The sequence below is a fragment of the Ruegeria sp. CJ2 genome, from assembly GCF_056536745.1.
Map to the genome: position 1 here is coordinate 258006 of NZ_JBQFQF010000002.1, position 19144 is coordinate 277149.

Sequence of the window (19144 nt, forward strand, 5' to 3'; positions counted from 1 at the left end):
TTCCCTTGTAACTTGTGTGCGCGCAGTTGCAAATCAAGCAGTGCGTACAGGTTGCCGCATTGTCACCAGCTCTTCTGCCATGACCGGGTGAACGGCGACGGTGCGGTCGAAATCCTCTTTGGTGGCGCCCATTTTAACGGCGATACCGGCAAGCTGGATCATCTCGCCCGCGCCCGGTGCCACGATATGACATCCCAGCACCTTACGGGTTTCCTGACTGACGATCAGCTTCATCAAAACCCGCTGCGTTCCACCTGCAAAAGCCTTCTGCATGGGTTTGAACGACGTGGCATAAACCTCGATCGGTTCCTGGGCGGCGGCCTCTTCTTCACTTAGGCCGACGGTTCCCATTTCGGGTTGTGTGAAGATCGCCGTTGGGATCAGCTCGTGATCTACCGGGGTCGGGTTGCCTTTGAAGACCGTTTCGACAAAAGCCATACCTTCGCGAATCGCAACCGGCGTCAGGTTCACCCGGTCGGTCACATCCCCAATGGCATAGATCGAAGGCACAGCGGTCTGGCTGTATTCGTCAACAACGATTTCGCCCTTGCGACCGCGTGCAACGCCCAGCGCCTCGAGACCAAGATCGTCGGCATTGGGGGCACGGCCTGTTGCGTACATGACCACGTCGAACCGGTCCTCGGTGCCGTCGGTGGCTTTCACGCGGATCTGTTCGCCCTCTTTGGTCATCTCAAGCACATTGGTGCCCAAGCGGACATCTATACCATTCTGGCGCATCTCTTCGCAGATCAGACCACGGGCTTCTTCATCAAAGCCCCGCAGGATTTGCGCGCCCCGGTAGAACTGAGTGGTCTTCACGCCCAACCCGTTCATGATCCCGGCGAATTCGCTGGCAATATAGCCGCCGCCGACAATCAGAATGCTTTCGGGCAGTTTCTCCAGATGGAAAATCTCGTTCGACGTGATCGCCAGGTCCGACCCCGGAAACTCCGGCACAACCGGGCGACCGCCAGTGGCGATCAGGATATGCTTGGCGGTCTTGCGGGTTCCGTCCGCCAATTCAACGGTATGCGGGTCAACAACATGAGCGCGCTGGTCAAAGCTTTCGACGCCATTGTTCTTCAGGATATTGCGGTAAATACCTTCGAGTCGATCAAGTTCAGCGACCAGCTTGTCGTGAAAGGTGTTCCAGTTGAACGCACCGGGCTGGATATCCCAGCCATAGGCCTGCGCGTCATCAACCATGCCAGAGAATTCACTGGCAAACACCATCAGTTTTTTGGGCACGCATCCCCGGATGACACATGTACCGCCATAGCGGTCTTCTTCTGCAAGTGCGACTTTTGCCCCGGTTTCCCCGGCTGCAACACGCGCCGCGCGGACCCCGCCCGAGCCTCCGCCGATGACAAACAGATCATAGTCAAAGCTCATCCTGAGTTCCCTTGTTCTTTCTAGCCAAAATTCGTTGAGTATCTGGGGTCGATTACCAAACTGCCAACCCTTGATGTTTCAGAAAGTTCACTGAATTCGTTGCAATCGCGCGAAGTTCAGCTTTGCCCACCGTGTTAATCCGCAAGATCGGCGAACAGGTTTTCACCGCCTTCTGTGGGGTGATCCATTTCGGTTGTCCCTTCGTTGATATCGCGCAGCTCGACCCGGCCATCCCCGTAGCCGATCACAACCTTGTCACAGATATCCACGAACAACCCGTTCTCGACCACGCCGGGGACCTGGTTTAGAACCAAGGCCAACTGACGCGCATTCCCAATGCGCTGCAGGTGCAGATCCAGAATGTGGTTCCCCTCATCGGTGACATAGGGCGCCTGGCCAAGCATCCGCAGTGCAGTCGAGGTGCCCAACACATCCATCGTATCCAGCACTTCCTCGATCAATGTGCGCGTGGTTTGCCAGCCAAATGGAATGACTTCGATCGGAAGGGGAAACGCGCCCAGCGTTTCAACCTCTTTGCCGGCATCTGCGATCACGACCATCTGATCGCTGGCTGTGGCGACGATCTTTTCCTGCAACAGCGCACCACCACCGCCTTTGATGAGGTTCAGTTCACCGTCAAACTCATCCGCGCCATCAATGGTTATATCCAGCCATCCAGCCTGATCCAGAGAAGCGACGTCAATCCCAACCTCGCGCGCCAATTGCGCCGTGCGGGTCGAGGTTGGCACGCCCTTGATCTTAAGGCCCTCTTGCTGCACCCGTTCACCCAGCCGACGCACCATCCAGTCCGCAGTCGACCCGGTTCCCAGCCCGACGCGCATGCCGTCCTGCACCATGTCGGCAGCGCGGCGCGCGGCAACATATTTGGCTTTGTCGATGGGTGACAACTCTCCGATCATCGCCGTAAATCCTTATTTTGCTGCCGGACTTATACGGAATGCCCACGGCAACTGCGAGAGCGAATAAAATATTTCACAAAGCTTGCAAGGCGCAAAACTACGCGTTTCCGATTGGAAACGTCGCAATCGAGGGTTTTGCCTGTCCCCCCGCGGTGTACACAGGCGTTATGAACGCGCGCTACCGTCTGCACTATGCCCCCGACAACGCCTCGCTGGTGATCCGGCTGGCGATGGAAGAGATGGGCCTACCCTACGATACGGCTCTGGTCGATCGCAGTCAGAATGCACAGGACGGTGCGGCCTATCGTGCGCTGAATCCCAACGGCCTGATTCCAGTGCTCGAAACCCCTCAGGGCCCGATTTTTGAAACGGCCGCGATTTTGCTTTGGCTGGCCGACACCCATTCGCAACTTGCCCCGACGCCGAATAGCCCCGACCGGGCTGCGTTCCTGAAGTGGCTGTTCTTTGCATCGAACACTCTGCACGCTGACCTGCGCATCCTTTTCTATGCCGAAAAATACATCGAGGCAGCGCAGGCAGATCCTTTGCGCGCAGGAATTCGCCAGAGATTGCGCCAGCACCTTCAGGTTCTGGAAGCCACAGCAGAGCAAGCCCCTGATTGGCTGCACCCCGAGAAACCCTCGGTTCTAACGTATTACCTTGCTTGTCAGATGCGCTGGATGGCTCTCTACCCGGCGCAGTCCGACCGAAGTTGGTACCAATTGCATGATACACCGCGCCTGCGCGACGTGCTTATGCATCTGGAAACCCGCCCTGCGACCCGCGCGGCCATCAAAGCCGAAGGGTTGGGGGTTACACCGTTTACGTCTCCGACTTATGCTAACCCTCCAGAAGGCTCTGCTACCTGATATGTTCCTATCTGTCTTCGATATGTTCAAAGTGGGCATCGGCCCGTCCTCGTCTCATACAATGGGGCCGATGGTGGCCGCTGCACGTTTTCTGGACCTGATGCGCGCCTCCCCGTTCGAATTTGCAGGTCTGCGCGGGTCGCTGCACGGCTCTCTGGCTTTTACCGGTGTTGGGCATGCGACTGACCGCGCGACGATACTGGGGCTGGCAGGGTTTGTTCCCGATACTTATGACCATGAAAAAGCCGAAGCCGCGCTGCTGGCTATCAAAGAGACCCACAGCGTAACCCCGGAAGGATTGCCGACGCTGCATTTCGATCCCAAGGCGGATTTGGTCTTTGACTACGATCACAACCTGCCCGGCCACGCCAATGGAATGATCCTGATGGCCACGGACGCGCAGGGCGACGTAATCCTGCGGCAGGTCTACTATTCGATTGGGGGCGGATTTGTCCTGACCGAAGAAGAGTTGGCCGAAGGCAAAGCCACCGACGAAGGTGCCCCCGTCCCCTTCCCGTTCAAATCAGCGGTCGAAATGCTGGACATGGCCAAGGCCAGCGGTAAAAGCATCGCCGAGATGAAGCGCGCCAACGAGATCGCGCGCGGGTGTGCCGACAGTTTCGCCAAAGGGTCCGCCAGATTGTGGCAGGTCATGAATGACTGTATCGAGCGCGGCCTGCACACCGATGGAATCCTGCCCGGCGGACTGAGCGTGCGCCGCCGCGCCAAGGGTATCCACGACGCGCTTCAGGCTGAACGCGGGATGAACCTGAATGCCCCGCACACGATCAACGATTGGATGAGCGTTTACGCCATGGCCGTAAACGAGGAAAATGCCGCCGGTGGTCAGGTTGTCACGGCCCCTACCAATGGCGCCGCCGGTGTGTTGCCTGCGGTCCTGCGCTATTACCTCGATCACGTGCCGGGTGCGTCTGAAACCCATATCGAGGACTTTTTGCTGACCGCCGCTGCTATTGGCGGGTTGGTGAAGTATAACGCGTCGATCTCGGGTGCCGAAGCTGGGTGTCAGGCCGAGGTCGGCAGCGCCTCGGCAATGGCTGCGGCAGGGCTGTGCGCCGTAATGGGTGGCACGCCTGAGCAAGTGGAAAACGCGGCGGAAATCGCGTTGGAGCACCACTTGGGCATGACCTGCGACCCGGTCGCGGGGCTGGTTCAGGTTCCCTGTATCGAACGCAACGGGCTGGGCGCAATCAAGGCGGTATCGGCGGCGTCTTTGGCACTGCGCGGGGATGGTCACCACTTTGTCCCGCTGGACGCCGTCATCGAAACCATGCGCCAAACCGGGCATGATATGCATGAAAAGTACAAAGAAACATCTTTGGGTGGTTTGGCCGTGAACGTGCCCAACTGCTGATCCCCAAAATCGGAGGAGCGTCATGCGCGGACATTGCCTATGTGGTTCGATAACCTTTGAAGTCGACCCCCCGGTCCTGTCCTGCGTGACCTGCCACTGCGACAGTTGCCGACGCCAATGCGCCGCGCCTATGACGGCTTACTTCGGGATCCGCGACGGTCAGTGGCGCTGGACAGGCAAGGACCCAAAGACCTTTTCGTCTTCGCCCGGTGTTGAACGCAGTTTCTGCCCCGATTGCGGCACTCCGATCTCGTTTCGATCTCAGGCCATGTCCGACATCCTGCATCTATACCTCGCGACGCTGGACAATCCCAATGCAGTGCAGCCGACGCTGCATGTAGCGCACGAAGAAAAGCTGGAATGGCTCAGACTGAATGACGATCTTCCGGTCTGCATTGGGCCGGACTATACCCAAGTACAGCCCTTGCCCGAGGCCCCCCGTTCCCCGTAGCGTCGCGGACATGACTCAGGATCGCCCCGTCTTTGGCATCATCTTGATGCTTGGGTTTTGCGTGCTCGCCCCCTTGGGCGACGCGATGGCCAAGCTATTGGGTGAGACGACGCCTGTTGCGATGCTGGTCTTCGTCCGCTTCGCGGTGCAAGCACTGGTCCTGATCCCTCTGGTTGCTTTGACGGGACGACACTGGCGGATGAGAGGGCGCATTCTGCGCCTGACGGTTATTCGAACGGTTTTGCACATCATCGGCATCAGTGCGATGTTCAGTGCCCTGCAATATCTCCCATTGGCCGACGCGGTGGCTATCGCCTTTGTCATGCCCTTCATTATGCTGTTGCTGGGCCGGTACGTATTGGGGGAAGAGGTCGGCCTGAGGCGGCTTGTGGCCTGCATTGTCGGGTTCGTCGGGACCCTGATGGTTATCCAGCCGAGCTTCATTCAGGTCGGAGCCGCAGCCCTTTTGCCCCTTGTTGTCGCCGTTGTCTTTGCCTTGTTCATGCTCGTCACGCGACAAATAGCAAAGGAAACCGATCCGATTGCCCTTCAAGCTGTTTCCGGCGCGATGGCCACTGCACTGATGCTGCCCCTTCTGATCGCCGGGACTGCGACAGAGGTTTGGCACCTTTCGCTGGTCGGCCCAGCCGAAGGAAACCACATCCTGTTATTAGCGATAGGCCTGCTTGGAACCGTCGCTCATCTGTTCATGACATGGTCGCTGCGCTATGCGCCTTCGGCGACGCTGGCCCCGATGCAGTACCTTGAGATCCCGATGGCCACCCTGTTCGGTTGGCTGATCTTTTCGGACCTGCCCGACGGCATAGCAGCGATAGGAATTATGATTACTGTCCTGGCGGGCCTGTATGTCATTCTGCTCGAGCGGGCCAGCGCCCGGTCTGCCCCGACTGAAACGCCTGCATAACCGCATCCAAGGCCGTCCGGGGAACCATCACCAGCAACCCCGGCGTATCCATCGAAAGCGTAACCTCAGACACTGCCCGGTTCGATGTCCCAACCAGTCCGTCAGGCTCCAACACCAGCGTGTCGATTGGCCATTCCAACCCCGTGCTCTGCCCGGTTACCCGCTGAAATGGAAACAATGAGACGACGTCACCCGGCGCAAGTTCAAGCCGGATATCTGGTGGTGCGTGAAAAACGACCTCATGTTCCCCCAGCAGGAAACAGGGCCGTTCCTGTCGTCTGACCAAACCGTTAAGCACCGCCAATTGGTGATCCAGCCGCCCGCCAAGAAACCCGACCCCCAGAATCAGCGGCGCGTCGATGTTGCGTACCGCCTTGTCAAAGTCCGTGCTGTCTTGTTCACGAATTGGAAACAGACGGTCGGATGGAATCTGCGCTTTATGGGATGCTTCCAACGAATCGAAATCGCCGATCACGGCCTCGGGGATATGTCCGGCCTCGAGCACCGGTATGGCACCGCCGTCAGCGGCCACGATCTTGCCAGCGCGAATCAGCGCGGTTTCCAGATCACGGGGGCCAATTTGCCCGCCACCGACCAGCGTAATTGGCTCGTCAGAGCGCACAATTGGCATATTTTTTCTAAGATTGATCATTTTTCCCGGATTTGGACACATTCAGACCACAAAATGATAGGTTTATAAGCAAAGTTTCGAACCAATAGGGGTGCCCGGACCTGGGCAGGTTGGTTCAGGTAGTTTGTAAAGGACGTGCGTCTGATGGTACAGAATAACAAGGTTTTAACCGTTTCCTACGGAACCTTCTCATGCACTTTGGAAGGCTTTGACGATTCCTTCGAGACGATGAAGGCCATCGCAGAGTATTTTCGCGACCTTGCTGCGGAAGACCGCTACTTTGGGTCAGAACCGCCTCAACCCGACGCCGAGATGTTGGCCCGCATCGCGCAGCGTGACGCATCCACGCACGTGGAAGCCCGCCAGAACGAAAGCGGTTTGCTGTTGCGCGCGACCGAGGTTGCGGCTGCGCCGTCTGAACCAGTAGCGCCGGTAGAACAAACGCCCAGCGCCGCAGAGACAGAGCAGGCCCATTCTGTTTTCTTTGATGATGCGGAAGAGGTTGAAGACGCTTCTGCCCCAGCCGCTGACAGCATTGCCGCTAAGCTGCAGCGTATCCGTGCCGTCGTATCCCATACTGACGAAAACTCGGTCATCTACGCCGAGGACGAGGAAACGACGCTTATGAGAGAGGCCGCTGGTCCCTCGGATGCCGTCGCTGCTGCCTTCGAAGCCGGTTCGCTGAGTGAAGCAGACCTGCAGGAGGACGCCCCGGCAGAAGAGGTCGCCCAAGCCGACCCATCGCCGTTCGAAGCAGAAGACACCGCGCCGTTTGCCGAAGACGACCTGTTGCCCACAACCGAAGCCGTTGAACCGGTTGCTGAACTGGACGAGGCCGACGAAGAATACGATCCGTCGATTGAAGCGGTGATTGAAGCCGTCGAAGATCTGGAAGAAACCCCGGTGTTGCCCACCGAGGACGCGATCGAGGAAGAGATTGCCGAAACTGAGGTTCAGCTTTCGGATGATGAACAGGACACAGACGAAGAGATCCTCAATATCCTCAGCGACGGTGCCGCGGATGATGACGCATTCGAAGTTGAAGAAACCATCGTCGAAGAAGGTGTTCTAAGCGCTGCGGACGAAGAAAACCTTCTTAGCGAAATCTCGGAGGTTGAAGCGTTTCTTGCCAAACGTGCGAACGAGCCCGAGGCCGATTCAGCTGCTTCAGATCAGGACTTGACGCGCCTCATGGACAAAGCCGGTGTTCAGATGGACGATCCGGCGAACACACAGCGCGAGACCTATTCTCACCTCCGCGCGGCTGTAGCTGCAACCGAAGCAGAACGCAAAAATCAGTCCGAGACGGACGATGAGGAAGAAGAATATCGCAATCTGACTTCCTCGGTCGTCAGCCCTCGCCGCCCTGAAGTTCAAGTGACCAGCCCGCGCCCGCAGTCGGATACGTTGGCGCCGTTGAAGCTGGTGGCTGAGCAGCGCATTGACACTCAGGACGAAGATACCGGGCCTGTCATGCCGCGCCGTGTAACGTCCGGGGATGAAGACCCGGCAAGCGACGAAGGTGGGTTTGCATCCTTCGCGCAAGAGCAAGGCGCGCAATCCCTGCCCGATCTGCTGGAGGCTGCCGCCGCTTACCTGTCTTTCATCGAAGGACAGGAGCAATTCTCGCGCCCGCAGTTGATGAACAAAATCCGCTCGCTCAAGCAAGACGAGTTCAACCGCGAAGAAAGCCTGCGCTCCTTCGGTCAGCTGCTGCGTGACGGAAAGATCGAAAAGGCAGGCGGCGGACGATTTGCCGCGTCAAACCAGATTGGCTTTCGTCCGGATGACGAACGCGCCGCTGGCTGACCTTAAACAGCCAAAGAATTAAGGGGCCGGTGCAACGCACCGGCCTTTTCTTTTGCCATTTCAATCTAATGCCCCAGCGCCGGATTGTGACGAAACGTCCTTTTTGCTGCGATGCAGAAAAATGGTAATATAACGCTGCATAATTTGATGTTCCACAATTCGTTCAAGCAGGAGTCGTGCCATGTATGAACTCCCAATTCGGCGCCTTCGAATATACGATAAACCGAAAATAGAAAGCCATTACAAAAACTTAAGCGAAGACGCTCTGACCTCACGGTTTGGCGTCCCGGTCAGACCGGAATTCGTGCAAGAGTATCTGGACGGGATTTTTGACAATGCCGCCCTTGTTTTCGGGGCTTTCCCGGATTCCTGCCTGCGCGGAGTAGGAGAGCTTCGGACGGTACCCGATAGCCACAACTATCTGGCAGAAGTTGCGATGACGGTCGAATCTTCATGGCAAGACCGCGGAATCGGCGACGCCCTGCTCTCTCGGATCATCGCTGCCGCCCGAAACCGGGGCATTCGCGAGGTTCACATGCTGTGCCTGGCGACGAACCAGAAAATGCGCCGTCTGGCGGCCAAACACAAAGCTGACCTGATACTGGTCACCGGACAGGTCGAGGCCACCCTGACCACACCATGGCCAAGCCCGTTCAGCCTGGCCGAAGAACTCTCTGGCGAATATCACGCCTTGGCGCGTGCAATCCTGACTTGGCCTTTGCCAGAGACTGGAAGCAGGCGGTGAAACCTCGCCTATTCCGATGGCTGATCCGGATCTTCTTTACCGACGCCTTTGAACACGAACTTAAACGGCAGGGCCCACAACACGCCAAGCACGATATAGACCAGCAATTCCAACCAGATCGGCGGACGGTCGAGCCAATTCACGATCGTCACCACCGCCACGATATAGGCAGGCAAACCGATCAAAAGCAGCACCATCGACCAGCGCCGGCGCGCCTTGTAGCTTAGACCGGGTTTCTGATCGGTTCCCATCAGTCTGCAAACGGGTCGGTCACCAGAATGGTGTCGTCCCGCTCCGGGCTTGTCGACAACAGGGCAACCGGGCATTCGATCAGTTCTTCTACCCGGCGCACGTATTTGATGGCGTTTGCCGGCAGGTCTGCCCAACTGCGCGCACCTTCGGTGGATTCGCTCCACCCCGGCATTTCTTCATAAATCGGTTTGCAGCGGGCCTGCTGATCCGCTGCGGTGGGCAGATAATCCAGACGCTCACCATCCAGATCATAGCCCACACAGATTTTCAGCGTCTCAAACCCATCCAGCACGTCCAGCTTGGTCAACGAGATACCATTCACTCCGCTGGTGGCACAGGTCTGCCGAACAAGGCAGGCATCGAACCAACCGCAGCGCCGTTTGCGGCCTGTCACTGTGCCGAATTCATGGCCCCGAGTGCCCAAACGGTGGCCGTCCTCGTCATCCAGCTCGGTCGGGAAAGGCCCTTCTCCGACTCGGGTGGTATAGGCTTTGACAATACCCAGAACAAAATCCACCGACCCCGGCCCAATGCCCACGCCCGTTGCGGCCTGCCCTGCGATCACGTTCGAAGACGTCACGAAAGGATAAGTGCCAAAATCAATATCCAGCAGAGCCCCCTGCGCCCCTTCAAACAGAATGCGTTTCCCCGCCTTGCGCTTTTCATTCAGCACTTTCCAGACCGGAGCCGCGAAAGGTAGGATTTCCGAGGCAATCTCTTTCAACTGAGCGATCAGCGCGTCACGATCCACTGCTTCGATTCCCAGACCTTTTCGCAATGGATCATGATGTTGCAGCGCCCGATCAACCCGTGCCTCAAGCGTCGCCTCATCAGCTAGATCAGCAACGCGCACCGAGCGGCGCCCCACCTTATCCTCATAAGCCGGACCAATGCCGCGCCCTGTGGTACCGATCTTGGTACCCTTGCTTGCCGCTTCTTCCCGCGCTCGGTCCAGCTCACCATGGATGGGCAGGATCAACGGCGTGTTTTCGGCAATCATCAATGTTTCCGGGGTGATCTCGACCCCCTGTTTGCGGATCGAGGCAATTTCGTTCACCAAGTGCCAAGGATCCAGAACAACACCGTTGCCGATCACGCTTAACTTGCCGCCTCGCACCACCCCTGAAGGCAGCGCGTTCAGCTTGTAAACTTCTCCATCAATGACCAGCGTGTGCCCGGCATTATGCCCGCCCTGAAAACGCGCGATGACATCTGCCCGCTCACTGAGCCAGTCGACGATCTTGCCTTTTCCTTCGTCACCCCACTGGGCGCCGACAACAACCACATTGGCCATATCTGGTCCTTTTGCGCTGAGATATCAAACTCGGCTCGTATAACGAGGTCAAAGCGGCAGGGAAACCGGTAATTCGCCGCAGATCAGAACCGCGCTGCGCGCGGTGCCTCCGGCGGGGATATTTTGGGCCAGATGAAGACCGGATCCCCTGCTTCATCTGGCTATAAATATCCCGGGGCAGGCGCGCGGAACGCGCGGCGGGGGCAGAGCCCCCTAATCGGCGCTCAATTTAACAGGGCTTCCGTGAGGGGTCGTCAGATACGCTTCTTCCCACGCAATCGAAACATCGTCGATATCACCTGCGCTGGTTTCGCCACCGTCTTCCAGAAGAGCTTCTAATGTCTCAAGCCAGGCGCGGAAATAGTCCTCGCCACCATCCAGCTCTTTCTTCAGACCGTGACGCTTCAACGTGGCAGAAAATCGTGTCGCCCATTCCGGCCAATCGAATCGCCCCGTTTCGTTCAGCGCAACCGTCACCGCAAAGACCTGAGCGTGCCATGGCTCAGCAAATACCGGCTCAGGGGCGGTATGCGTGATGCAATCGTTCATGATGGCTCCAGATAACTTTGCCAGAGGTCCAAGACGACCTCGTCTTTGGGATTCTCGGGTGCCGCCCAGAGTTCCGATGCCGCGAAAGCTACGGCGTAGAGTGCCTCGGGCGCTTCGCCAAGCCCATGCGCATTTGAGTCCGGCAATACATGCGTACCATGAACCCGCAAAACCCGCCCCTCCGCACCGGCTGCGTAAGCTGGCAATCGCGTGTGACCTCCAACCGCCAAACGATTGGAGGCGGGGTGAACCGTTCGAACGCTCTGGCCGGGTTTGTATCGAACAGGCACATTTGAAGGTCGGTCCGCAGGACCACCTTTGGACAACGCCGCACTGACGGCTTCGGCTCTGAGCGCCCTCGACGCCAGAGGATGCGGCCCTTCTTGTTCCGCTCCCTTCAAGTCGGCCAATGTCAGAACACCCTGCTCTACCAGCAAGTCAGCCAAGGCAGATATCCATTTTTCGTAATAGGAAAACCGCGTGTAGTCCTTCGGCGACAAACGCTCGCGCGCATGGCGTGAAATGTCGATGTTCCACTGGCCCAGAAAGCCAGCCGCCAGAGTTACAGCCAACGCGCGCCCATGCCAATCGTGTGAAAAGACCGGCGCGTCTTCCGTATCAGGGGTTACCGGACCATCGCCGAACCGTCCGCCCATGTCGTGAACCCGTGTCATGACGGCACCTTGGGCAATCCTGTGCCGATCATGCTATCGCGTGTTACCAAGGCGGTGAGCGCGTCTTCGTCCAGCGATGCGGTGTCCTTGGGCCGCATTGGAAGAACCAGATAGCGGATCTCGGCGGTCGAATCCCAAACGCGAACGGCGGTTTCGGAGCGTAGAGTGACGCCAAACTCGGCCAGTACCTTACGCGGCTCTCGCACAGCACGCGCGCGGTATGCGTCGGACTTGTACCAGCTCGGCGGAATACCGAGCAGCGGCCAAGGGTAACAACTGCACAAGGTACAGACCACCATATTATGTTGGGCGGGCGTATTCTCGACCACCACGATATGTTCGCCCTGCCGCCCATAGAACCCAAGATCGGCAACAACCGGGGTCGCATCCTCAAGCAAAGCGCGTTTGAATTCCGGGTCCGTCCACGCCTTTGCGACAACCCGCGCACCGTTCTGAGGACCTATCTTGTTCTGGTAGGTGTCGATGATCTCATCCAGTGCGGCGGGATCAATCAGTCCCTTACGAGTCAGAATCGTCTCGAGCGCCTTCACCCGCAAGGCAGGTTCGGGTGGCAAAAGGGCGTGCGGGTTGTCGTGATCGTCATGTGGCATGGCCGCAGGTTGCGTCACCATCCGCCGATCTGTCCAGTCCCTTTGCCGTGATGAGACACATCATCGACCGTGATGGAAACTCGTGACTTGCCCCCGGAACCAAACTTGCATAAGTACCACGCGATACACGCCACGCTGTACAGGACCACCATGGAAAACGTCGTTCTCATCATCCATCTTCTTCTGGCTCTGGGCCTGATCGCCGTCGTCCTGATGCAGCGGTCCGAAGGCGGTGGCCTTGGCATGGGTGGCGGCGGTGGCGGTGCCGTAAGCGGCCGCGCTGCTGCAACTGCGTTGGGTAAGGTCACATGGATTCTGGCGGCGTGCTTTATCGTCACGTCGATCACGCTGACGATTCTGGCGGCTCAGAAATCCTCGGGCAGCTCGGTTATCGACCGGTTGGGCGTTCCTGCCCCGGCTGCAACCGAAGAAAGCACACCGGCGGTTCCGTCGGCGGATGATCTGCTGCCTCCGACACAGGGCGACAACGCGCCGCTGATCCCGCAGGCCAACTGATCCACAAAACCTAGAAACCTGACAGAGAACTGCAACAGCATCTTGCGGTTCTCTTGCGCTATTGGCGCGAATCCTTTATACGTGAAGTCCCGTGATGCAACGGTTTTTCGGAACCGTCGGGCAGCTGATTTTGACGTCTCACGGGAGCAGCCGAAAAACTATGGCGCGTTTTATTTTCATCACTGGTGGTGTGGTTTCGTCCTTGGGCAAAGGACTGGCTTCGGCGGCTTTGGGCGCTTTGTTGCAGGCGCGGGGCTACTCGGTTCGCCTGCGCAAGCTGGACCCCTATCTGAACGTCGATCCCGGCACCATGTCGCCGTTTGAACATGGTGAGGTGTTCGTCACCGATGACGGGGCCGAAACCGATCTGGACCTTGGCCACTATGAGCGGTTCACCGGGGTCGCGGCACGCAAGACCGACTCGGTCAGTTCGGGGCGGATCTATTCCAACGTGTTGGAAAAAGAGCGCCGAGGAGACTACCTTGGCAAGACCATTCAGGTGATCCCGCACGTCACCAATGAGATCAAGGATTTCATCGCCATTGGTGAGGATGAAGTTGATTTCATGCTGTGCGAAATCGGCGGCACCGTGGGCGATATCGAAGGCCTGCCCTTTTTCGAGGCCATCCGCCAGTTCAGTCAGGACAAGCCGCGTGGCCAGTGCCTGTTCATGCATCTGACGCTGCTGCCCTACATCAAAGCCTCGGGCGAGTTGAAGACCAAGCCGACCCAGCACTCGGTGAAAGAGCTGCGCTCAATCGGTTTGGCCCCTGACATTCTGGTCTGCCGCTCGGAAGGTCCAATCCCCAAGAAAGAACGTGAAAAGCTGGCCCTGTTCTGTAACGTGCGCCCCGACAGTGTGATCGCGGCACAGGACCTGAGCACGATCTATGACGCGCCGCTGGCGTATCACAAAGAAGGCCTGGATCAGGCGGTTCTGGACGCGTTCCAGATCAGCCCTGCCCCAAAACCCGATCTGGCGAAATGGGAAGACGTCAGCGACCGTATCCACAACGCCGAGGGCGAGGTGAAGGTCGCCATCGTCGGAAAATACACTCAGTTGGAAGACGCCTATAAGTCGATCGCCGAGGCTCTGACCCATGGTGGCATGGCCAACCGCGTCAAGGTCAAGGTCGAATGGGTTGACGCCGAGGTGTTCGATACCGAAGACGCCGCACCGCATCTGGAAGGTTTCCACGCCATCCTTGTCCCCGGTGGGTTTGGCGAGCGTGGCACCGAAGGCAAGATCAAGGCCGCGCAATACGCGCGCGAGCACAAGGTCCCCTATCTGGGTATCTGTCTTGGCATGCAAATGGCTGTAATCGAGGCAGCCCGAAACGCGGCTGGTATCAAAGAGGCCGGGTCCGAAGAATTCGACCACGAAGCTGGCAAAAAGCGCTTTGAGCCCGTGGTTTATCACCTGAAGGAATGGGTTCAGGGCAATCACAAGGTGGAACGCAAAGTCGGTGACGACAAAGGCGGCACCATGCGTCTGGGCGCCTATGATGCGGTTCTGGCCGAAGGCTCGAAAGTGGCCGAAGTTTACGGTGGCACCAATATCGAAGAGCGCCATCGCCACCGCTATGAGGTCGACATCAAGTACCGTGAGCAGTTGGAAAAGGCCGGGCTCAAGTTCTCGGGCATGTCCCCTGACGGACGTCTGCCGGAAATTGTCGAATGGTCGGACCATCCGTGGTTCATCGGTGTTCAGTATCACCCCGAACTGAAGTCCAAGCCGTTCGATCCGCATCCTTTGTTCCGCGAGTTTGTACGTGCGGCCAAGGACACCTCTCGTCTGGTCTGACATTCGCAGGATCACTGCCTTGTGACAGCCGGTGCGAAAAAATCTGTACGCATCGGCCGTTTGCGCCTTTAACTGTCGTGTCAACAGCGACAGGAGACCGGCCATGACAGATCAGATCAAACGCGCAGAGACCTTTGCCGCCCTGCACAAAAAGGGCGACCCGGTTATCCTGTATAACATTTGGGATGCTGGCAGCGCCGGTGCCGTGCGCGATGCCGGGGCCAAGGCGATTGCCACGGGCAGCGCTCCGGTCGCGATGGCGCAGGGGTTCGGGGATGGCGAGAACATTCCTATGGAGGCCGCGCTGGACAATGCCCGCCGCATTGTGGCCGCCGTCGATCTTCCCGTGACGCTGGATTTCGAAGGTGCTTATGCATCGGATGTGTTGGGCGTGGCCGCAAATGTTGAACGTGCGCTGGAAACCGGCGTGATCGGCTTCAACTTCGAGGATCAGATTGTCGGTACAAGCGACCTCTATGACATCGAAACTCAGGAAGCGCGGGTTCGGGCAATGCGAGAGGGCTGTGATGCCGCCGGAATTCCCGCCTTTATCAACGCGCGCACGGACCTTTTCCTCAAGGCCAAGCCCGACACACATAACGATGACATGCTGGACGACGCAATCGCACGCGCCAAAGCCTATGCTGATGCTGGCGCCAGCGGCTTTTTTGCGCCGGGACTGAAAGATGAGGCACTTATTGCGCGGTTATGCGAATCGACGGACCTGCCTGTAAACATCATCGCCCTGCCCGGAACGCCGGATACCGCGACCTTGGCGGCGCTGGGTGTGGCGCGTATCAGCTATGGCCCCGTTCCATACAGGCAGATGTTGGGGTGGCTGCAGGAACAGGCGACTAAAGCTTTGAACTAAATAGCCGGGCCTTTGGCCTGCTGAACCGCAAACGGCGGAGATTTGACGATTCCAGTCCATGACATGTAGTCCGTGCTTGGCGGGCTACAAAATATGGAATATTCTAAAATCATGTTGAAGAAGTTCTTTCAGGCGTTTCGCCCACCACAGCATGCGAACCTGCCCGACCCAGACGCTGAATTGGCGTTGGGGGCGCTGATGGTGCGCGTTGCGCAGGCTGATCGCGACTATAAGCTGGAAGAAATCAGCCTGATTGATCGGATTCTTGCCCGTCTGTATCAACACAACGCGATTGAGGCCGCAAAGGTTCGCGCAACTTGTGAAAAACTGCACGCGGCGGCCCCTGAAACGGACACGTTCGGCAAACTGATCCGCGAAACCACCGACCTGCACGAGCGACTGGCTGCGCTGGACGCCCTGTGGGAGGTTGTTCTGGCTGACGGCAATTCCGACGAGGGTGAGATGAAAATCGTTGAAGAGGCCCGTATCGCAATGGGCCTAAGCTTCAATGACAGCCAAGCTGCGCGTGGCCGCGTGCAAAGGCGCTTGGAAGAAACCTAGCCGGCCTCTATATCTTTCGACATGTTCAGTGATTTCCTGTCCCGGCTTACGCAGCCTCAGCCCGACCCGCTTGCCGATGACGATGCGCGATTGGCGTTGACCGCCCTTTTGGTCCGCATTGCACGGTCAGATAACGACTATGCCGACAGCGAGATGGCGCGGATCGACCGTATTTCCGCCGAACGCTATGGTCTGTCCCCGTTTGAAGCCGCCGCCCTGCGCGCCCGTGCCGAAGATCTTGAGGCCGAAGCCCCGGACACTGTCCGCTTTACACGCGCGATCAAGGAAGCCGTTCAATATGAAGACCGGCTTGCCGTGGTTCAGGCGCTGTGGTCGGTTGCTCTGGCCGACGGGCACCGCACGGGAGAGGAAGATTCCCTCTTGCGACTGGTGGTCAGCCTGCTGGGGGTCAGCGATGTCGACTCGGCCCTGGCGCGTCAAAAGGCAGCCAAGGCGTGATCGCTGCTTTGGGCATGTATGACATGCCCGCAGTTCGATCCGCGAATGATCGGTTCTGGCTTTTGATTCGCGAAAACCTTGGCTTCGGTCCTGACCGGCTGACGCGGGATGAAGATGTCTGGAATATCTGGCTGAATCCCGACCTTCTGTTTGCCCAGACATGCGGGATGCCCTACCGCACGCGATTGCACGGCAAGGTGCAACTTGTCGGAACACCCGATTACGGGCTGCCGGGATGCCCTTCGGGGTACTACCGTTCGGTCTTTGTTGCGCGGCAGGATGACCCTCGCGGTTTGGGTCAGCTTGCAGACGGAACATTTGCGTATAACGAGGCGCTTTCGCAGTCCGGATGGGCCGCTCCTATGGTCCATCTTGCCAAAGACGACCTGTTTCCGTCTGAATTGCTTAGGACTGGCGGTCACGCGCATTCGGCCCAAGCGGTTGCGGATGGTCGTGCCGACTATGCCTGTCTGGATGCCGTCACCTGGGCGCTGTTGAAGAAACACACCGACTTGGGGTCTGCTCTGCGCACGGTCGAAGAAACGTCCCCGACACCTGCCCTGCCCTTCATCACGTCCATCGGGCAAGATGCAGTCGCAATCGCAAAGGCAACGCGTAGGGCAATTGCGGGACTTTCCGATCAGGATAGGGACCTTCTTCTTCTGCGGGACCTGATCCCCTTCGCCGCAAAAGATTATCTGGCTGTTCCCAATCCACCGCAGGCGGCTGCTGAGTTGCTCAATCCCTGACCGATTTGGCCAGAACGTCTGGTCATTTTGACGGTTTCTGACCGGTAACGCGTCATTTGCGCATTGCATTGCTCAAAAAATTAAGCCCTAGTACCGCACCAACACCAATAACACTCAGGGCTCCCGTGACAGATTCCACTCCGGTCATCGAGATCAAAAACCTACACAAGAGTTTCGGCAATCTCGAAGTGCTGAAAGGGGTGGATATTACGGCCAGACGGGGCGATGTGGTGTCGTTGATCGGGTCGTCCGGGTCTGGAAAATCGACCCTTCTTCGCTGCTGCAACCTGCTGGAAGACAGTCAGCAAGGCGAAATCCTGTTCAAGGGCGAACCTGTCCGTTGGGCTGGCGAAGGACATCATCGCCGCCCTGCCGACGCAAAACAGGTTCTGCGTATCCGCACCAACCTGTCGATGGTGTTTCAGCAATTCAACCTTTGGGCCCACATGACGATCCTGCAAAACGTCATGGAAGCCCCGGTCACCGTGCTGGGCCGCGACAAGGCTGAGGTTGAGGATAGCGCGCGGAAATATCTGGAAAAAGTGGGGATCGGCGACAAATGCGACGTCTACCCCGCGCAACTGTCAGGTGGCCAGCAACAGCGCGCCGCGATCGCGCGCGGCCTTTGCATGGAACCCGAGGCGCTGCTGTTCGACGAGCCAACCTCGGCACTGGACCCCGAGCTAGAGCAGGAAGTCATCAAGGTAATCAAGGATCTGGCCGCTGAGGGCCGCACCATGATCATCGTGACCCATGACATGAAAATGGCGGCCGATATCTCAAGCCACGTGGTGTTCCTGCATCAAGGGCTGATCGAGGAAGAGGGCCTGCCGGAAGACATTTTCACCACCCCTGAATCCGCACGGCTTCAGGGCTTTCTCTCCGCCACTAAGGCGGCTTAAAATCAGGACAGAACTAAACTGGGGAGTTACCAATGAAAAACCTGATTCTGACCACAGCAGCGCTGGCGCTTGGCGCGGGCATGGCCATGGCGGACACTGTCCGCCTGGGCACGGAAGGTGCTTATGCACCGTGGAACTTCGTCAACGACGCGGGCGAGATCGACGGGTTCGAGCGCGAGTTGGGCGACGAGCTGTGCAAGCGCGCCAGCCTGGATTGCGAATGGGTCAAGAACGACTGGGATTCGATCATCCCGAACCTCGTCTCGGGCAACTATGACGCCATCATCGCTGGCATGTCGATCACCGATGAGCGGGACGAAGTCATCGACTTCACCCAGAACTACACCCCGCCAGATCCTTCGGCCTATGTTGCCATGTCCGACGGTGTTGATCTGGCAGGTGGCGTGATCGCTGCGCAAACCGGCACCATTCAGGCTGGCTACATCGCCGATTCCGGTGCGACTCTGGTAGAGTTTGCGAGCCCCGAAGAAACCATCGCCGCTGTCCGCAATGGCGAAGCTGATGCGGTTCTGGCCGACAAGTCCTTCCTTGTGCCCTTCACTGAAGATGGTTCGGGTCTGGCCTTTGTCGGTGACGAAGTTCCGCTGGGCGGTGGCGTCGGCATGGGCATTCGCGAGTCCGACGGTGAGCTGAAAGAAAAGTTCAACGCCGCCATCCAATCCATGAAGGACGATGGCAGCCTGAACGAACTGATCACCAAGTGGGAAGTGTCCTCGACCTTCTAAATTGCTAATTGCGGCGCGCCTGACAACCGGGCGCGCCGC

23 protein-coding genes are annotated in these 19144 nt (G+C 58.1%); 14 read left to right on the top strand and 9 right to left on the bottom strand.

The genetic code is table 11. The features are described from left to right. Positions 1-33 precede the first annotated feature (33 nt). On the bottom strand, positions 34-1392 hold the full coding sequence (gene gor, locus ACR0MS_RS03620; protein WP_480569082.1) for a glutathione-disulfide reductase: 1359 nt from the start codon (positions 1390-1392) through the stop codon (positions 34-36). 134 nt (positions 1393-1526) lie between these two features. Continuing rightward, complete coding sequence (gene rpiA / locus ACR0MS_RS03625) at positions 1527-2312, bottom strand: ribose-5-phosphate isomerase RpiA (protein ID WP_480569079.1); 786 nt, start codon at positions 2310-2312, stop codon at positions 1527-1529. A 167-nt stretch (positions 2313-2479) separates the two neighbouring features. Here rpiA and ACR0MS_RS03630 point away from each other — a divergent pair, with 167 nt between their 5' ends. Genes ACR0MS_RS03630 through ACR0MS_RS03645 form a run of 4 tightly spaced genes read left to right on the top strand, consistent with a single transcriptional unit; the run spans position 2480 to position 5932 of the window. Beyond that, positions 2480-3181, top strand: coding sequence for a glutathione S-transferase family protein (locus tag ACR0MS_RS03630; protein ID WP_480569076.1), 702 nt, complete (start codon positions 2480-2482; stop codon positions 3179-3181). 1 nt (position 3182) lies between these two features. Further along, on the top strand, positions 3183-4556 hold the full coding sequence (locus ACR0MS_RS03635; protein ID WP_480569073.1) for an L-serine ammonia-lyase: 1374 nt from the start codon (positions 3183-3185) through the stop codon (positions 4554-4556). 22 nt (positions 4557-4578) lie between these two features. Further along, the gene (locus ACR0MS_RS03640; RefSeq protein ID WP_480569070.1) at positions 4579-5007 is read left to right on the top strand and encodes a GFA family protein; all 429 of its coding nucleotides are present in this window, start codon (positions 4579-4581) and stop codon (positions 5005-5007) included. Positions 5008-5017: 10 nt separating this feature from the next. After that, positions 5018-5932, top strand: coding sequence for a DMT family transporter (locus ACR0MS_RS03645; RefSeq protein WP_480569068.1), 915 nt, complete (start codon positions 5018-5020; stop codon positions 5930-5932). On the opposite strand, the gene ACR0MS_RS03650 is transcribed toward ACR0MS_RS03645, so the two are convergent. After that, positions 5877-6563, bottom strand: a complete 687-nt coding sequence (locus ACR0MS_RS03650) for a thiamine diphosphokinase (RefSeq protein WP_480569065.1) — start codon at positions 6561-6563, stop codon at positions 5877-5879. The two genes, ACR0MS_RS03645 and ACR0MS_RS03650, sit on opposite strands and share 56 nt — an antisense overlap. Before the next feature lie 144 nt (positions 6564-6707). Here ACR0MS_RS03650 and ACR0MS_RS03655 point away from each other — a divergent pair, with 144 nt between their 5' ends. After that, on the top strand, positions 6708-8372 hold the full coding sequence (locus ACR0MS_RS03655) for a hypothetical protein (protein ID WP_480569063.1): 1665 nt from the start codon (positions 6708-6710) through the stop codon (positions 8370-8372). 60 nt (positions 8373-8432) lie between these two features. Here ACR0MS_RS03655 and ACR0MS_RS03660 read toward each other — a convergent pair whose 3' ends face one another. Continuing rightward, positions 8433-8555, bottom strand: a complete 123-nt coding sequence (locus ACR0MS_RS03660; protein WP_480569060.1) for a hypothetical protein — start codon at positions 8553-8555, stop codon at positions 8433-8435. Here ACR0MS_RS03660 and ACR0MS_RS03665 point away from each other — a divergent pair. Beyond that, positions 8554-9117, top strand: a complete 564-nt coding sequence (locus tag ACR0MS_RS03665; protein ID WP_480569057.1) for an N-acetyltransferase family protein — start codon at positions 8554-8556, stop codon at positions 9115-9117. The two genes, ACR0MS_RS03660 and ACR0MS_RS03665, sit on opposite strands and share 2 nt — an antisense overlap. Positions 9118-9125: 8 nt before the next feature. Here ACR0MS_RS03665 and ACR0MS_RS03670 read toward each other — a convergent pair whose 3' ends face one another. The 5 genes from ACR0MS_RS03670 to nthA all read right to left on the bottom strand — a co-directional run bounded on the left by ACR0MS_RS03670 (position 9126) and on the right by nthA (position 12497). Next, positions 9126-9368: a DUF2842 domain-containing protein gene (locus ACR0MS_RS03670; RefSeq protein WP_480569054.1), complete on the bottom strand. Its 243-nt coding sequence runs from the start codon at positions 9366-9368 to the stop codon at positions 9126-9128. Next, positions 9368-10663 (bottom strand): adenylosuccinate synthase, encoded by a 1296-nt coding sequence (locus tag ACR0MS_RS03675; protein ID WP_480569051.1) that lies wholly within the window; start codon positions 10661-10663, stop codon positions 9368-9370. The genes ACR0MS_RS03670 and ACR0MS_RS03675 overlap by 1 nt, the downstream gene beginning before the upstream one ends. A 213-nt stretch (positions 10664-10876) precedes the next feature. Then, positions 10877-11212, bottom strand: a complete 336-nt coding sequence (locus ACR0MS_RS03680; RefSeq protein WP_480569048.1) for a nitrile hydratase accessory protein — start codon at positions 11210-11212, stop codon at positions 10877-10879. Beyond that, positions 11209-11886, bottom strand: a complete 678-nt coding sequence (gene nthB, locus ACR0MS_RS03685) for a nitrile hydratase subunit beta (protein ID WP_480569045.1) — start codon at positions 11884-11886, stop codon at positions 11209-11211. The genes ACR0MS_RS03680 and nthB overlap by 4 nt, the downstream gene beginning before the upstream one ends. Further along, positions 11883-12497, bottom strand: coding sequence for a nitrile hydratase subunit alpha (nthA, locus tag ACR0MS_RS03690; RefSeq protein WP_480569768.1), 615 nt, complete (start codon positions 12495-12497; stop codon positions 11883-11885). The genes nthB and nthA overlap by 4 nt, the downstream gene beginning before the upstream one ends. A 150-nt stretch (positions 12498-12647) precedes the next feature. On the opposite strand from nthA, the gene secG reads away from it, so the two are divergent. The 8 genes from secG to ACR0MS_RS03730 all read left to right on the top strand — a co-directional run bounded on the left by secG (position 12648) and on the right by ACR0MS_RS03730 (position 19105). Beyond that, positions 12648-13013 carry a preprotein translocase subunit SecG gene (gene secG / locus ACR0MS_RS03695; protein ID WP_480569765.1) on the top strand — a complete coding sequence of 122 codons (366 nt, stop codon included), beginning with the start codon at positions 12648-12650 and terminating at the stop codon, positions 13011-13013. Between the two features lie 160 nt (positions 13014-13173). Further along, on the top strand, positions 13174-14817 hold the full coding sequence (locus ACR0MS_RS03700; protein WP_480569043.1) for a CTP synthase: 1644 nt from the start codon (positions 13174-13176) through the stop codon (positions 14815-14817). Between the two features lie 103 nt (positions 14818-14920). After that, positions 14921-15688 carry an isocitrate lyase/PEP mutase family protein gene (locus ACR0MS_RS03705; protein WP_480569041.1) on the top strand — a complete coding sequence of 256 codons (768 nt, stop codon included), beginning with the start codon at positions 14921-14923 and terminating at the stop codon, positions 15686-15688. 111 nt (positions 15689-15799) lie between these two features. Continuing rightward, positions 15800-16249, top strand: coding sequence for a tellurite resistance TerB family protein (locus ACR0MS_RS03710; RefSeq protein WP_480569762.1), 450 nt, complete (start codon positions 15800-15802; stop codon positions 16247-16249). A 21-nt stretch (positions 16250-16270) separates the two neighbouring features. Beyond that, a complete protein-coding gene (locus ACR0MS_RS03715; RefSeq protein WP_480569038.1) occupies positions 16271-16708 on the top strand; it encodes a tellurite resistance TerB family protein in 438 nt (145 codons plus the stop codon). Further along, positions 16705-17457, top strand: coding sequence for a phosphate/phosphite/phosphonate ABC transporter substrate-binding protein (locus ACR0MS_RS03720; RefSeq protein ID WP_480569035.1), 753 nt, complete (start codon positions 16705-16707; stop codon positions 17455-17457). The genes ACR0MS_RS03715 and ACR0MS_RS03720 overlap by 4 nt, the downstream gene beginning before the upstream one ends. A gap of 125 nt (positions 17458-17582) precedes the next feature. After that, positions 17583-18359 (top strand): ABC transporter ATP-binding protein, encoded by a 777-nt coding sequence (locus tag ACR0MS_RS03725; protein WP_480569032.1) that lies wholly within the window; start codon positions 17583-17585, stop codon positions 18357-18359. 32 nt (positions 18360-18391) lie between these two features. Further along, a complete protein-coding gene (locus ACR0MS_RS03730; protein ID WP_480569028.1) occupies positions 18392-19105 on the top strand; it encodes a transporter substrate-binding domain-containing protein in 714 nt (237 codons plus the stop codon). Positions 19106-19144: the final 39 nt, after the last annotated feature.